Origin of the sequence: Acidovorax sp. (assembly GCF_021287135.1) — a bacterium.
GTDB lineage: Bacteria > Pseudomonadota > Gammaproteobacteria > Burkholderiales > Burkholderiaceae_C > Acidovorax.
This window is the reverse complement of sequence record NZ_JAJTBB010000015.1, coordinates 1-14,198: the sequence shown is the minus strand read 5'-3', so window position 1 is coordinate 14,198 and position 14,198 is coordinate 1. Positions and strand designations below refer to the sequence as shown.

General features: G+C 66.1%; 12 protein-coding genes. 1 reads left to right on the top strand and 11 read right to left on the bottom strand.

Annotated elements, in window-relative coordinates:
* Nucleotides 1-86 precede the first annotated feature (86 nt).
* Nucleotides 87-2,258, top strand: coding sequence for a 3-hydroxyacyl-CoA dehydrogenase NAD-binding domain-containing protein (locus LWW96_RS03140; protein WP_291484212.1), 2,172 nt, complete (start codon nucleotides 87-89; stop codon nucleotides 2,256-2,258).
* Here the strand turns inward: LWW96_RS03140 and LWW96_RS03135 are convergent.
* The 11 genes from LWW96_RS03135 to LWW96_RS03085 all read right to left on the bottom strand — a co-directional run bounded on the left by LWW96_RS03135 (nucleotide 2,240) and on the right by LWW96_RS03085 (nucleotide 13,805).
* Entirely contained in the window at nucleotides 2,240-3,034 is a 795-nt protein-coding gene (locus tag LWW96_RS03135) for a hypothetical protein (protein WP_291484211.1), read from the bottom strand. The two genes, LWW96_RS03140 and LWW96_RS03135, sit on opposite strands and share 19 nt — an antisense overlap.
* 178 nt (nucleotides 3,035-3,212) lie before the next feature.
* Complete coding sequence (locus LWW96_RS03130; RefSeq protein ID WP_291484210.1) at nucleotides 3,213-3,617, bottom strand: type II toxin-antitoxin system VapC family toxin; 405 nt, start codon at nucleotides 3,615-3,617, stop codon at nucleotides 3,213-3,215.
* Nucleotides 3,618-3,619: 2 nt separating this feature from the next.
* Nucleotides 3,620-3,847, bottom strand: a complete 228-nt coding sequence (locus tag LWW96_RS03125) for a CopG family transcriptional regulator (RefSeq protein WP_291484209.1) — start codon at nucleotides 3,845-3,847, stop codon at nucleotides 3,620-3,622.
* A 257-nt stretch (nucleotides 3,848-4,104) separates the two neighbouring features.
* Nucleotides 4,105-5,010, bottom strand: a complete 906-nt coding sequence (locus LWW96_RS03120; RefSeq protein WP_291484208.1) for a 3-keto-5-aminohexanoate cleavage protein — start codon at nucleotides 5,008-5,010, stop codon at nucleotides 4,105-4,107.
* Nucleotides 5,011-5,024: 14 nt separating this feature from the next.
* Nucleotides 5,025-6,197, bottom strand: coding sequence for an acyl-CoA dehydrogenase family protein (locus tag LWW96_RS03115; protein ID WP_291484207.1), 1,173 nt, complete (start codon nucleotides 6,195-6,197; stop codon nucleotides 5,025-5,027).
* Nucleotides 6,194-8,128 carry a biotin carboxylase N-terminal domain-containing protein gene (locus LWW96_RS03110; RefSeq protein ID WP_291484206.1) on the bottom strand — a complete coding sequence of 645 codons (1,935 nt, stop codon included), beginning with the start codon at nucleotides 8,126-8,128 and terminating at the stop codon, nucleotides 6,194-6,196. Before LWW96_RS03110 ends, LWW96_RS03115 begins: the two co-directional genes overlap by 4 nt.
* A gap of 109 nt (nucleotides 8,129-8,237) precedes the next feature.
* Nucleotides 8,238-9,050 carry an enoyl-CoA hydratase-related protein gene (locus LWW96_RS03105; RefSeq protein ID WP_291484205.1) on the bottom strand — a complete coding sequence of 271 codons (813 nt, stop codon included), beginning with the start codon at nucleotides 9,048-9,050 and terminating at the stop codon, nucleotides 8,238-8,240.
* A 188-nt stretch (nucleotides 9,051-9,238) separates the two neighbouring features.
* Nucleotides 9,239-10,414, bottom strand: a complete 1,176-nt coding sequence (locus LWW96_RS03100) for an acyl-CoA dehydrogenase family protein (protein ID WP_291484204.1) — start codon at nucleotides 10,412-10,414, stop codon at nucleotides 9,239-9,241.
* A 59-nt stretch (nucleotides 10,415-10,473) separates the two neighbouring features.
* Nucleotides 10,474-12,087 carry a carboxyl transferase domain-containing protein gene (locus LWW96_RS03095; RefSeq protein WP_291484203.1) on the bottom strand — a complete coding sequence of 538 codons (1,614 nt, stop codon included), beginning with the start codon at nucleotides 12,085-12,087 and terminating at the stop codon, nucleotides 10,474-10,476.
* Nucleotides 12,084-13,034: an SDR family oxidoreductase gene (locus LWW96_RS03090; RefSeq protein WP_291484202.1), complete on the bottom strand. Its 951-nt coding sequence runs from the start codon at nucleotides 13,032-13,034 to the stop codon at nucleotides 12,084-12,086. Before LWW96_RS03090 ends, LWW96_RS03095 begins: the two co-directional genes overlap by 4 nt.
* A 3-nt stretch (nucleotides 13,035-13,037) precedes the next feature.
* Nucleotides 13,038-13,805 carry a TetR/AcrR family transcriptional regulator gene (locus tag LWW96_RS03085; protein ID WP_291484201.1) on the bottom strand — a complete coding sequence of 256 codons (768 nt, stop codon included), beginning with the start codon at nucleotides 13,803-13,805 and terminating at the stop codon, nucleotides 13,038-13,040.
* Between the last annotated feature and the right edge of the window lie 393 nt (nucleotides 13,806-14,198).

Sequence of the window (14,198 nt, the reverse complement as noted above, 5' to 3'; positions counted from 1 at the left end):
CGGCGTCCGCTGGCCTCGGCCACGCTTCATCTAAGGCCGGGCCCCATAGCGGCGCTATGCCGCATTACAGATTCGGAGACATCAGCATGCAAACCATCCGCTACGAACTCATCCCCGCCCAGGGCACCGACGGCGAAGTTGCCGTTATCACCTTTGACGAAACCAACTCCCCCGTCAACACCATGTGCCGCCAGTGGCAGCAAGAGCTGGGCGAGGTCACCGCCCAGGTGCTGGGCGACCGCGAACGCCTGGGCACTGCGCTCAAAGGCATCGTGCTCGCATCCGCCAAAACCAGCTTCTTTGCCGGGGCCGACCTCAAGGCCACCATGCGCCTGACACCTGCCGATGCTCCTGCCGTGTTCGGCGAAATCGAGCGCATGAAGAAGCACTTCCGCACGCTCGAAACGCTGGGCATTCCCGTGGTGGCCTGCCTGAATGGCGCGGCGCTGGGCGGCGGCTGGGAAGTGGCGCTGGTCGCCCACTACCGCATCGCCGTGGCCGACCCCAAGATCCAGTTCGGCCTGCCCGAGGTCACGCTGGGGCTGATGCCTGGCGCCACCGGCGTGACCAAGATGACCCGCCTGCTGGGCCTGATGGGCGCGCAGCCTTACATCCTGGAAGGCAAGCTCTTCAACCCCGCCGAGGCGCTGGAGCTGCAACTGGTGCACGAGCTGGTTGCCACGCGCGAGCAGTTGCTGCCCGCCGCCCTGGCCCACATCGCCACCCACCCGCACGCGGTGCAGCCGTGGGACGACAAAAACTACAAGATGCCCGGCGGCACGCCCGCCAACCCGAAGATCGCAGGCGCCCTCACCGTCGCGCCCGCCATGCTCAAGAAGACCACTCGTGGCCGCTACCCCGCGCCCGAGGCTGCGCTGGCCGCCATGGTCGAAGGCGCCATGGTGGACTACGACACCGCCCTGCGCATCGAAAGCCGCTACCTCGCCCGCCTGATGACGGGCCCCGTGGCGCGCAACATGATCAACACGTTCTTCTTCGACATGAACGCGATCAAGAGCGGCAAGTCGCGCCCCGGCACGGCCCCACGCTACAAGCCGCAAAAGGTCGGCATCCTGGGCGCCGGCATGATGGGCGCAGGCATCGCCTGGGCCCAGGCCAGCCGGGGCATCGCCACCGTGCTCAAGGACGTGAGTACGGAGAAGGCCGAAGCCGGCAAGGCTTACAGCGCCAAACTCACCCAGGCCCGTATGGACAAGGGCCGCATGACCGCCGAGGCGCAGCAGGCGCTGCTGGCCCGCATCACGCCCACCGCCAGCGCGGCCGACCTGGCGGGCTGCGACCTCATCATCGAAGCCGTGTTTGAAAGCCGCGACCTGAAAGCCAAGGTCACGCAAGAGGCCGAGCCGCAACTGGCGCCCGGCGGCTTCTTTGCCAGCAACACCTCCACCCTGCCCATCAGCGGCTTGGCCGCCGCCAGCAGCCGGCCCGAGAAGTTTGTCGGCATCCACTTCTTCAGCCCCGTGGACAAGATGAAGCTGGTGGAGATCATCCGCGGCAAACAGACGGACGACGAAACCGTGGCCCGAGCCTTCGACTACGTGCAGGCCCTGGGCAAGGTGCCCATCGTGGTCAACGACTCCCGCGGCTTCTACACCAGCCGCACCTTTGGCACCTTTGTGATGGAGGGCGCCGCCATGCTGGGCGAAGGCATCCCCGCCGCCGCCATCGAAAACGCCGCCATGCAGGCCGGCCTGCCCGTGGGCCCGCTGGCCGTGTTGGATGAAACCGCGCTGACCCTGAGCGTGCACGTGCTGGACCAGACCCGCGCCGACTACGCGGCCGAAGGCAAGACCTACACCGCCACACCCGGCGAACTGCTGGTGGAGCGCATGGTCAAGGAGTTGAAGCGCCCCGGCCGCGCGGGTGGTGGCGGCTTTTATGACTACCCCGCAGGCGCCAGGAAGCACCTGTGGCCGGAGCTGAAACCCCTGTTCGAAAAGCCCGGCGTGCAGTGGAGCGCGCAGGAGATTCAGGACCGTCTGCTCTACCGCCAAGCCATCGAGACTGCGCGCTGCCTGGCTGAGGGGGTGCTGACCAGCGTGCATGACGCGAACATCGGGTCGATCTTTGGGATCGGGTTTCCGGCGTGGACGGGGGGGGCGATGCAGTTCATCTATGGAACTGGGGTGGAAGCGTTCCTAAAGCGGGCGGATGAACTGGCGGCGACGTACGGCGCAGGATTCAACGTCGAAGGTGAAACCAGTGCCGCAATAAAACGCTACTGTCCCGCTTTTTGAATTGACGCAGCTACTTCGGTCTCGTCGGAAATCGGACTGATGTAATCTGACCATCGCTCTTCAGGGAGCGAGTCCAACCTCGGCAGGACTTCACAAGGGATGAGATAGGCGCGTGGGGGATTGCTCTCATCTTCGGTGATGACGATCCTCAGGTCGAAAGTGACATCTTGGCCAGCGTTGCGTTCCAAGATGTCTCTTTGTAGGCGAGCGACATCAACGATTCGTATGTGGGGATCGCGTGTGTTCCACCGGACGCACATATGACGAGGCTGCGCTTGCCCCAACGGCTCCAACCTGTGCAATTTTTGAAGCGCATCGATTTGCCAACGCAGGCATTTCTCGCGATGGGTATCCAAATGCCAATCACCGTGCAGATACTTGAGCACCGACACCGAGAGCTGCGCATATGTGCGCAGGTCCTCCGCACTGAGATCAATCGGCTCGCCAATTACCTCATTCTTCGAGCTTGCGATCCGCAATCCCCCATTCGACGAATCAAAATGGCGAGAGTGAATGATGGTTCCGCGCAGCGGCTCAGAGCACTTGTAGAGCGCCGTTAGAGCGGCCACCAACCATGGCCGGGCATGCAGGACGGATGGGTATACAAGGCCTGGCGAGGCTAGTTGCTTGATCTTCTCCTTAAAGCGGAAGTCTGCGGGCTGACCGTTCCCCTTGAGAATCCACTCGAACAACATATCGAGCAGCTTGAAAGAAGCGACAAAGACCAGGGGTGGCGCGACTTGGAGGAAACCTGGGCGCCAATCGCCAAGCATCATATGGAGTCGTCCAGAATTTCTGACGACTGCGGATTTAGTGTCTGCGTCATACACAACAGCGTCTGGCCATACAGGAAATACTTCATCCTCGGTCAGCTTGTAAACGTGCTGGAGTAACCAGTCTTCATACCCAACGAGTTCCCGTAGCTCCTCCCTAGCTTGCTCAGAAGAGAAATCTCTAACCGGCATGCCAATCCTCCCACTGCAACCCTGGCACCCGCGAAAACTCCCGCACGTTGCGCGTCACCAATGTGGCCTGGTGCCGCAAAGTAGTTGCCGCGATCAGCGTGTCGTGCGGACCAATGGGCATTCCGATCGACTCCAGTTCAGCACGGACTCGCGCCGCATACGCAGCGCATTCACTGTCAAACGGCAGCACCTGCAACGGCTGCAAAAATGTGGCCAATGCAGCAAGCCGTGGCGCTGCAGCCTCAGGCGGCAAGCGCATCAATCCATACCGTAATTCGTACTCAACAATAGCGGGCACTCCAACGTCGGCAGGCTTTAGGGCCTGCATACGCGGCACCACCAGAGAATCGCCACGGAAGTAATAGCTGATTGTGTTGCTGTCGAGAAGCAGCATGCTCAAAAGCCCACTCGTGGCACATCCGCAGGTTGGCCAGAGCCCTGTTCTCGCAAGGGGAAGTCAGCAAAGCGGCCCGCAAGGTTCAAGCAATCTTGCGGCCACTCGTGGGATGCGTACTTGCGGATGATGTCAGCGACCCACCGGCTTTTGGATACTCCGTTGGCCTGTGCGGCCTGCTCCACCAAAGCTTGGGTGGCATCGTCCAGATAAAGTGTGATTTGGGACATGGCGAACTCCTTTGCAAACACTTATACGGACAAGTATATTTTTTTACCCCTATACCATCAACCCAGTTAGACTTTTACTCCCTCTTTGATAGCTAACAGCGCTCGCCCACCAAGCGCGCAACTCGAATTTTCTCAAATCTGGGAAACACCCGGACGTTCGAAAGCGGCCGCTTACCTTGCAAATTGATCGTGCAGCGATCAATTTGCAAGGATGTCAATCACCTGCTGAGAGCCGACGGCCACCCAGGCTGCGGGCATCAGATGACGGCAGTCTTCACTGAATCCGGCAACCCCAGCATCCCCCGCGCCTCCTGCGGCGACGCCACCTCCCGCCCCGCGTTGCGCGCGTACTCCGCAAGCTTCTCAATCAACGGCCCGTTCGAATCCGCCTTGGTCCCATCGGGCAGATAGAACGTGTCCTCCAGCCCCGTGCGCAGATGCCCGCCCAGCTCGGCCACGCGCTGGTGCACGGGCCAGATCTCGCTGCGGCCGATGACGGTGGCTTGCCAGGGGGCGTCCTTGATCTTGAGCTTGAGCAGGATGGGCAACAGGTCTGGGTCGGCAGGCATGCCCGATTCGACGCCCATCACAAAGTTGTATTCGGGCAGGCGCTCGGTGTACATGCCGGTCTGCACATACATCTCCACGCAGCGCACGATGCCCACGTCAAAGCATTCAAACTCGGGCAGCGTGCCGGTCTCCAGCATCACGTCGATGAAGTCCTTGACCTTGGCGGGCTGGTTGTCGAACAGCATGGGCGGCCAGGCCCAGGTGCCGTTGCTGCGCACCTTCAGGTAGTTGAGCGAGCCGGCGTTGCACGCGGCCATCTCGGGGCGGGTGGCGCGCAGGCAGTCGAGCGGGCCTTGGTAATTGGGGCCGACCACGCCGGTGGTCTGGTTGATGATCAAGCCCGGGCAGGCCTCGCGCATGGCCTGCACGCAGTCGCGTGCCACCTGCGGGTCCCAGCTGGGCAGGTGGCCTTTGCCGGGCTCCTGGTTGCGAAAGTGCACGTGGACCACTGCAGCGCCTGCGTCGTAGGCACGGCGGGCCTCTTTGGCCAGTTGCTCGGGCGTGACGGGCACGTGGTGCTGGCCGGGGTCGGTCAGCACGCCGGTGATGGCGCAGGTGATGATGGCTTTGTTGCCGCGGTCGGTGCTGTGCATGGTGGCTGTCTCCTTCAGATGCCCAGCTGACGTGCAGCCAGGTCTTTCATGATTTCTTCCGCACCGCCGCCGATCATCATGACCTTGACCTCGCGGTAGATGCGCTCGCTGACGGTGCCGCGCATGAAGCCCATGCCGCCCAGGATCTGCACGGCCTGGTCGGCGCAGAACTGCAGGGTTTGAGTGGCGTGGTTTTTGAGCAAACACACCTGAGCCACCCATTCCGGTCCGGTGCGCCCCGCATCGGCCTGCGCGGCCACGGATTCGCACCACGCGGCCGTGGACTGGATGCGCATCTGCATGTCCACCAGCTTGTGGCGGATGACCTGGTGCTCGACCAACGCTGCACCAAAGGTCTTGCGCTGGCGCGCCCAGGCCAGGGCCTCGTCGTAGCAGGCCTCGGCAAAGCCCAGGGCCGATGCGGCCAGACCAAAACGCTCGCTGTTGAAGTTGGCCATGATGATGCGAAAGCCCGCGCCCTCCTCGCCCAGCAGGTAGCGGACAGGCACGCGCACGTTGTCAAACCGCAGGTGGGCGGTGTCGGAGCAGAGCCAGCCCATCTTGTCGAGGCGCGTGCGCGAGAGGCCCACGCTGTGGCCGGGGATGAGCAGCATGGAAATACCTGCACTGCCTTTGCTACCTGCTTCACCGGTACGAACAGCCACGGTGATCCAGTCCGCGCGCATGCCGGAGGTGATGAACACCTTTTCACCGTTGACGATGTACTCGTCGCCCTCGCGCCGCGCTGTGGTCCTGAGCTGGGCTACGTCGGACCCGCCACCGGGCTCGGTGATGGCCAGCGCGGCGATCTGCTCGCCTGCCAGCACGGGCGGGATGACCTCGGCACGCACGGCGTCGCTGCCATGCGCCAGCACGGGCGGCAGGCCGATGTTGTGCGAGAGCAGGCTGGCCAGCACACCGCCGCTGGCGCCATGGCGGCTGAGCGCGCGCCACAGCGGCAGGCGCAGCTGGTAGCTGGCGGGCGTGCCGCCGTAGGCCTCGGGGTAGCCCAGGCCCAGCAGGCCCAGGTCGGCCGCGCGGCGGTACAGGCTGCGAGGGAATTCACCGGCGGCATCCCACGCACCCACATGCGGTGCGATCTCGGTGCGGGCAAAGCGGGTGACGGTGTCGGCCAGGGCAGTGCGGTCTTCGTCGCTCGCAGAGGTCGCATCGGATGTGGCAGTCATGCGGGCGTTCCTTGCGTGGCGGGTGCAAAGCGGGCCAGCACCTGGCCGGGCGACACCTGCTGGCCGGGGTCCACCAACAGCTCGGCCACCGTGGCGGCCGCGGGGCTGGCCAGGCTGTGTTCGAGCTTCATGGATTCGATGACCACCACGGTGTCGCCCGCCGACAGCGCCTGGCCTGCGGCCACGGGCAGCGCAACCACCTTGCCGTTGAAGGGGGCGCGCAGCTCGGTGGCGCCGCCAGCGGCATCGGCACGTGCGGCAGGCTCCCACGAGGCGTCTTCCACCCAGCCGTCCACGCCGCCGGCTTGCCAGTGCCAGCGCCGGGGGTCCACCGCCACGCAGTGCACGCCGCGCTGGGGCAGTTGCAAAGTCACAGGCTCTACCCCGGCCAGCTCCACCTGCAGGCGCCGGTCGCCCAGCTCGCGCACGGCCAGCGCATGCACCTGCCCTTGGTGGCGCAAGCGCAGCGGGCGGGCCAGGGCACAGGGCAGGCTCTGCGCCGGGTTTGAAGCAAAAACGGCCTCTAGCGCAGAAGGGATAAGCGCAAGCAGCTCCTGTTTTAATAGCAAATTCTGCAAATCCGCAGCATGCTCCGCAAGAAACGGGACCAGCGCCTGCCCGCTGGCAAACACCGGGTGCTGCAGGCAGGCGGCCAGAAACGCGCGGTTGGTGGGCAGGCCCAGCACACGGGTGCTGTGCAGCGCACGCACCAGCGCGGCGATGGCGTCGGCCCGCGTGGGGGCGTGCACGATGAGCTTGCCCAGCAGGGCGTCGTAGTGGGGAGTGACCTCGGCGCCCTCTTCCAGCGCGTGGTCAAAGCGCAGCGCGCCCGGCGCAGCCCGCTCAAACGCGGTGGCCGGCGGCGCGCTGAATTGCAGCACACGGCCCGTGTGGGGGCGGAAATGCGCGTCTTCGGCGCCCAGGCGCACTTCGATGGCGTGGCCTTGCAGTTGCACCTGGTCTTGCGTGAGCGGCAGCGGCTCGCCCCGCGCCACGCGGATCTGCCACTCCACCAGGTCCAGACCGGTGAGCGCTTCGGTCACCGGGTGCTCCACTTGCAGGCGGGTGTTCATCTCCATCAAGAAGAATTCAGCCCCATCCAGAAGGAATTCCACCGTACCCGCACCCACATAGCCAGCGGCCTGTGCCAGCGCCACGGCGCAGGCACCCATGCGCTCGCGCAGCGCGGCGTCCACGGCGGGGCTGGGGGACTCTTCAATGATCTTCTGGTGGCGGCGCTGCACCGAGCAATCGCGCTCACCCAGGTGGATGCACGCACCGTGAGCATCGGCTAAGACCTGCACCTCTACATGCCGCGGCTGCAGCAGGGCGCGTTCGATCAGCAGGTCGCCACAGCCAAAGCCCGCCAGCGCTTCGGACCGGGCACTGGCCAACGCCGCAGGCAACTGCGCCAAGTCGGTGACCAGGCGCATGCCGCGCCCTCCCCCACCCGCCACGGCCTTGACCATGAGGGGGGTGCCGATACGCATGGCCTCGGCAGCAAAGCGTTCGTCGCTCTGGTCGTCGCCCGCGTAGCCGGGCAGGCACGGCACGCCACGCGCGGCCGCCAGCGCCTTGGCACCGGCCTTGCTGCCCAGTGCGCGGATGGCGGTGGGCGGCGGGCCGATCCAGGTCAGGCCCGCGTCGACCACGGCCTGGGCAAAGTCAGCGTTCTCGCTGAGAAAACCATAGCCGGGGTGCACAGCATCGGCGCCGGTGGCACGCGCGGCGGCCAGCAGCTTGTCGATGCGCAGGTAGGTGTCGGCGCTGGCTGCGCCGCCCAAGGCCACGGCCTGGGTGGCCTCGCCCACATGCAGAGCGTTGGCGTCGGGGTCGGAGTAGACGGCCACCGTTTCTATGCCCATGCGGTGGGCGGAGTGAATGACGCGGCGCGCGATTTCGCCGCGATTGGCGATGAGTATCTTTTTCATAAGCCGTGCCCTCGCGGCTCCATCGCCCGCCTCCACGCTTCGCGTGCGCGAGCAATTTGCTTCGCCATGCCTGCGGCATGAACGCCGCGATTGGCGATGAGAATTTTTTTCATAGCTTCGCACTCCAGGGGGGTGCCTTGCGCGCAGCAAACGCCCCCAGCCCTTGCGGCGCCTCAGGCCCGCGCAGCGCCTGCGCGAAGGCGATGGCAGCGTCATCGAGCAGCACCGGCAACGGCGTATCCGCGTGCGCCAGCAATAACCGTTTGGTGGCGGCCACGGCCCGCGGCGCTGCGGCGGCGTGGCGCGCGATGGCGGCTTGCACAGCAGCATCCATGTCGCCCGCCACCACCTCATCCACGAGCCCTGCGCGTTGAGCCGTCGCGGCATCCCAGCGTTCGCCTGTCAGCAAACACCGCCGTGCTGCCGCCGGGCCGAGGCGTCGCACGACAAAGGGCGCGATCTGCGCAGGCACGATGCCCAGCGTGACCTCGGGCGTGGCGAATTGCGCACTGGTGTGGCCCAGCACCTGATCGGCACAGCACACGAGCCCAAAGCCGCCGCCCATCGCGGCGCCCTCCACTGCCACGATGAGCCACTGCGGCAGCGCGCACAGGGCCTGCAGCAGCGCACCAAAGCGGCGGTTCAGTGGCACCAGCGGGTCGGCTTCGCCGACAGCCAGGGGCTGGCCGATGGTCTTGGCAAAACCGCCCAGGCTACCGCCCGCGCAAAAGTGACCGCCGGCGCCCCGCAGCACCACACCACGCAGGTCGGCATCGGCAGCGGCGCGCTCGCACGCGGCCAGCAGGGCGCCCACCGTCGCCTCAGACAGGGCATTACGGCTAGCAGAGTCGTTGAGCGTCCAGGTTTCCACGCTGCCGCTGGCCAGCGGCGCTCGGTCGATGAGCAGAGAGGTAGGGGTCATTTCAATGATTCGTTGCGCGCGCGCAGCGGGTTGCATTCACTCCCTCTCCCCTTGCGGGAGAGGGCCGGGGAGAGGGGTCTCGGACTGGGGCGCGGCGCACGTTCACCCCCTCTTCCCAACCCCCCTCCCACGAGGAGAGAGGGGCAGTACAGCGCGCGCTGCACCTTGCAGGGGTAAATTTGTTCCCCTCATACAGGACGCTTCGCAATACCCATGAGCTTGGCGAGGATGCCGAGCATGACCTCGTCGGCCCCACCGCCGATGGACGCCAGCCGCCCGTCGCGGTACATGCGCGAGACCTTGTTCTCCAGCGTGAAGCCCATGCCGCCCCAGAACTGCAGGCAGGTATCGGGCACCTCGCGGTTCAGGCGGCCGGCCTTGAGCTTGGCCATGCTGGCCAGCTCCAGCACGTCCTGCCCGTTCACGTACAGGTCGCAGGCGCGGTAGGTGAGTGCGCGCAGCGCCTCCACCTCGGTCTTCAGCTCGGCCAGCTTGAACTGCACCCACTGCTGGTCGGCCAGCGCGCTGCCAAACAGCTTGCGCTCCTGCGCATAGTCGATGGTCCACTGGATGCAGTGGTTCAGCGATTCGAGCGTACTGGCGGCGCACCACAGGCGCTCTTCCTGGAACTGCTGCATCTGGTAGATGAAGCCCTGCCCTTCGGCACCGATGCGGTAGCGCTGTGGCACACGCACCTCGTCAAAGTAGATGAGCCCGGTGTCACTGCTGTGCATGCCGATCTTGCGGATCTTCTGCGCCACCTCGATGCCCTGGGTGAGCTTGCCACCCGGTCCATCGCGCATGGGCACCATCACCAGGCTTTTGTTCTTGTGCACGGGGCCTTCGCCGGTGTTCACCAGCATGCACATCCAGTCGGCCTGCAGGCTGTTGGTGATCCACATCTTCTGGCCGGTGATCACGTAGTCGTCACCATCCTTGCGCGCCACACTCTTGATGCCCGACACATCGCTGCCCGCCGCCGGCTCGCTCACGCCAATGCAGCCCACCATGTCGCCCGCAATCGCGGGGGCCAGAAAGTTGCGCTTGAGTTCGTCGCTGCCATAGCGCGCCAGCGCCGGGGTGCACATGTCGGTCTGCACGCCGATGGCCATGGGCACGCCGCCGCAGTGGATGTGGCCCAGCGCCTCGGCCATGGCCAGGCTGTACGAATAGTCCAGCCCCTGGCCGCCGTATTCCTCGGGCTTGCACAGGCCCAGCAGGCCCAGGTTGCCCATCTTTTTGAAGACCTCGTGCGCGGGGAAGATCTCGGCTGCCTCCCACTCGTCCACATGGGGGTTGATCTCTTCGTCGATAAAACGCTTGAGGGTTTTCTGGATCTCGCGGTGCTCGTGCGTGAACTGCATGGTGCTTGTCTCCGTGATGGCTTACTTTTTTTGAGCGAGGGGGCCATGGCAGTGCTTGGCTACATGCGCGCCACTCCGAACTGCATGGGCCGGAGGGTGCGCGCTGCGCCCTCGGCAATCGTGTCCAGGCAGAACGCCAGCACCGCCCGCGTGTCGCGCGGGTCGATCACGCCGTCGTCCAACAACAGACCGCTGGTTACGAGCGCATCGGCCTGCGCCTCGAACATGGCGACGATCTTGTCGAACTGGGCTTGCGATTCGGCCGGGTCGGGCGTGATGCCTTTGCGTGCCAGCGCCGCCTCGGTCACGATCTGCATGGTGCGCGCAGCCTGCTCGCCGCCCATCACCGCCGTCTTGGCACCGGGCCAGCTGAACAGAAAGCGCGGTGCATAGCCCCGCCCGCACATGCCGTAGTTGCCCGCGCCAAAGCTGGCGCCGCACTGGAGGGTGATCTGCGGCACGGTGGCGTTGGTCACGGCCTGGATCATCTTGCTGCCGTGCTTGATCATGCCGCCCTGCTCGCTGTCCTTGCCCACCATGTAGCCCGTGGTGTTCTGCAGGTAGATGATGGGGTGGCCCAGCTGGCACATCCACTGGATGAAGTGCGTGGCCTTGTTGGCACCCGCCACGTCGATGGGGCCGTTGTTGCTGATGAAGCCCACGGCGTGGCCCTGGATGCGGCCCTGCGCGCACACGGTGGCCACGCCGTAGCGGGCCTTGAATTCAAGCAGCTCGGAGCCATCGACCAGCCGCGCCATCACCTCGCGCATGTCCACGGGCTGGCGCAGGTCGGCGGGCATCAGCGCCAGCAGGTCGTCAGCGGGCCAGGCGGGCTCAGGCGCGCCCGTGCGGGGCGCGGTGTTCCACCCCAGCTGCGCCACCACATCGCGCGCCAGGCCGATGGCCTCGCGGTCGTCCTGCGCCAGGTATTCGCCCAGGCCGGAGATGGCGGTGTGCATCTCGGCGCCGCCCAGTTCTTCTTCCGTCGCGATCTCGCCCGTGGCGGCCTTGAGCAGCGGCGGCCCGGCCAGAAAGGCGCGCGAGCGGCCCTGCACCATGATGACCACATCCGACAGGCCCGGCATGTAGGCGCCGCCTGCGGTGCCCGAGCCGTGCTGCACGGTGATCACCGGAATGCCCGCCGCCGACAGCCGAGCGAGGTTGCGGAACAGCGTGCCGCCGTGCACAAAGCCCTCCACCCGGTAGCGCATGAGGTTGGCACCCGCGCTCTCCACCAGGTGGATGAACGGCAAGCGGTTTTGCAGCGCGATCTCCTGCACGCGCAGTATCTTTTCGAGGCCCATGGGCTGGATGGCGCCGGCCTCGATGCCCGAATCACTGGCCACCACCATGCAGCGCACGCCGCTCACCCAACCGATGCCCGCGACCATGCCGCCACCGGGCACGGACTTCTCGGGGTCTTTCACATCCTGCAGGTAGCCCGCCAGCGTGCACAGCGGCAGCCAGGGCGCGCCGGCATCCAGCAGCAGGGCCACGCGCTGGCGGGGCAGCAGCTGGCCACGTTTTTCAAACTGGGGCAGCGAGCGAGCAGACGCCGCGGCGGCGCGCTCTTCCAGCGCGCGCAGGGCTTCCAGCCGCGCCAGGGATGCAACGCGGCGGCCCTGCGCCTCGGCGCTGCCAGGGTTGAAACGTGAAGCAAAGGCCGTGGTCATGCGGAGTCCTTGGGGGCGCTGGCGGCCGATGGCGCTGCAGGCGCCGCAGCGAACACGCGCGGCACCTGCGCGCGGTGAAACCCCGCAAACGGCCGGATGGCGGCGCGCTGCTGCACCGTCGCATCCGGCACCCGTAGCGGCCAGCCCAGGCGCACCTGGGGCCGCGCGCCGTCCACCCGCAGCGTGCTGCCGCTGATGAAGCTGGCGGCCGGGCTGAGCAGGAACACGATGGCGGCCGACACCTCGGCCTCGTTGCCAAAGCGGCCGAGCGGCACCGTCTGTGGCATGGAGCGCAGCAGATGGGCGGCGGCGGGCGGGTAGTTGTCCATGCCACTCGATGCGATGTAGCCCGGCGCCACGGCATTCACGCGCACGCCGCTGCAGGCCCATTCGAGCGCGGCGGTTTCGGTGAAGCTGACCATGCCCGCGCGTGACGCGCCGCTGTGCCCCATGCCCGGCATGGAGCCCCACATGTCGGCCACGATGTTGACAATGGAGCCGCCCTGCGCCGCCATCCACTGCCGGTAGCACTCGCGCGCCATGAGAAAGCCACCGGAGAGGTTGGTGTTCAGCACCGCCTCCCAGCCCTTGGCGCTGATGGATTCGAGCATCGCCATGAACTGCCCGCCCGCATTGTTCACCAGGCCATCAATGCGCCCTTGCGCGGCCAGCACCTGCTGCACCAGCAAGGCCACGGCGTCTTCCGACCGGATGTCGCAGGCGTGCCAGGACGCTGCACCGCCGTCGGCGGCGATCTCTTCGGCAACGGCTTGCAGCTTTTCGGGCTTGCGCCCCACCAGCACCACGTGCGCGCCCAGGCGGGCCAGTTCGTGCGCGGTGCAGCGGCCGATGCCCGAGCCGCCGCCGGTGATGATGACCACCTTGCCGTCGAACAGCCCGGGGGCGAACACGGATTGGTAGGTGGTGGAGGAGGTAGTTGCCGCCATCGGTCAGTCCTCGCGAATGAACAGGGCCAGCGCTTCGTCGGTCAGCTCGTCGAGCGACTTGCCAGCTTTTTTGTCCTGCTTCTTGGGCGCCGCAAACCACTGCACGGCCCAGTTGAGCGCACCAAAAATGAACAGTCGTGCCACGGCTGGTTCGGCCTGCAGCGCCTTCTGGCGGGCAAGGGCTTCCAGCGTGGGCATCCACACGGCCTCGTAGGCGTCCTTCACGCGGGCGATGCTCTTGCGCTGCGCCGGCGTCAGCGAACGCCACTCGTACAGCATCACCGGGATGAAACCGCTGTGCGGACCCAGCAGCACCTCGAAATGGTGGCGGATGAGCACGCGCAGCCGCTCGCGCGCGCTGGCCCGCGGCTGGCGCTGCGCCAGGGCGTCCAGGGCCGCCTGCTGGCTTTGCACGGCAGTGGCCATGCCTTCGTTCATCACGGCGAAGAGCAGCGCACTCTTGCTTTCAAAGTGATAGAAGGGCGAGCCGCTGTGCATGCCCACGGCGGCGGCGATGTCGCGCGTGCTGGTGGCGGCGAAGCCCTGGGTGAGAAAGAGCTTGGCGGCGGTGTCCATGAGCTTGCGGCGGCGGTTGCCGTCGTCCAGCTCTTCGGCGGTTTTGCGGGGGCGGCCCCGGGGGCGGCGGAGGGGTTGTTGCTGCTGCTGCGCTTCTGCTGCGAGCGGTTCAGGGGACGAGGCTTTGCGGGGGCGGGCTGGCGGCGCAGCTACCGGGGATGCGGAGACGCGGGGGCGACGGAGGGGGGCGGGCATGGGGGCACGATAGCAAAACGGAATATTTTTAGCAAGCAACTGCTTTGCAAAAATATTTGTGCGCTTGTTCCCATGGTGAGGAGCCCTTGCCCGACCTGTTCGGGCTGAGCTTTTCGAAGCCGGGGCGCTACCCCACCCGTTCGGGCTGAGCCTGTCGAAGCCTGGGCCCTACCGCTCGCTTGCCCATTTGCCCAGCATGCCTGCGCTGATGGCGGGAGCCGGGATGTCGCCCCGGCGGGCGAGTCCCTTTCGTTCGCGTCGCCGAAAGAAAGGAACCAAAGAAAGGGCGACCCTACAGGCTGCGTCCCTCCGCTCTGCTCCGGGCAACCTGCGGTGCTCGGTCAGGGGGCGCCACCGCAGAACTCACTGCGCTGCTTCGCAGCTCCGTTCGGA

Coding starts and splice junctions, on each gene's coding strand:
- LWW96_RS03100 (WP_291484204.1), bottom strand. CDS start 10,414: ATGCAGTTCACGCACGAGCACCGCGAGATCCAGAAAACCCTCAAGCGT.
- LWW96_RS03105 (WP_291484205.1), bottom strand. CDS start 9,050: ATGACCCCTACCTCTCTGCTCATCGACCGAGCGCCGCTGGCCAGCGGC.
- LWW96_RS03090 (WP_291484202.1), bottom strand. CDS start 13,034: ATGGCGGCAACTACCTCCTCCACCACCTACCAATCCGTGTTCGCCCCC.
- LWW96_RS03140 (WP_291484212.1), top strand. CDS start 87: ATGCAAACCATCCGCTACGAACTCATCCCCGCCCAGGGCACCGACGGC.
- LWW96_RS03125 (WP_291484209.1), bottom strand. CDS start 3,847: ATGTCCCAAATCACACTTTATCTGGACGATGCCACCCAAGCTTTGGTG.
- LWW96_RS03110 (WP_291484206.1), bottom strand. CDS start 8,128: ATGAAAAAGATACTCATCGCCAATCGCGGCGAAATCGCGCGCCGCGTC.
- LWW96_RS03130 (WP_291484210.1), bottom strand. CDS start 3,617: ATGCTGCTTCTCGACAGCAACACAATCAGCTATTACTTCCGTGGCGAT.
- LWW96_RS03135 (WP_291484211.1), bottom strand. CDS start 3,034: ATGATGCTTGGCGATTGGCGCCCAGGTTTCCTCCAAGTCGCGCCACCC.
- LWW96_RS03115 (WP_291484207.1), bottom strand. CDS start 6,197: ATGACTGCCACATCCGATGCGACCTCTGCGAGCGACGAAGACCGCACT.
- LWW96_RS03085 (WP_291484201.1), bottom strand. CDS start 13,805: ATGCCCGCCCCCCTCCGTCGCCCCCGCGTCTCCGCATCCCCGGTAGCT.
- LWW96_RS03120 (WP_291484208.1), bottom strand. CDS start 5,010: ATGCACAGCACCGACCGCGGCAACAAAGCCATCATCACCTGCGCCATC.
- LWW96_RS03095 (WP_291484203.1), bottom strand. CDS start 12,087: ATGACCACGGCCTTTGCTTCACGTTTCAACCCTGGCAGCGCCGAGGCG.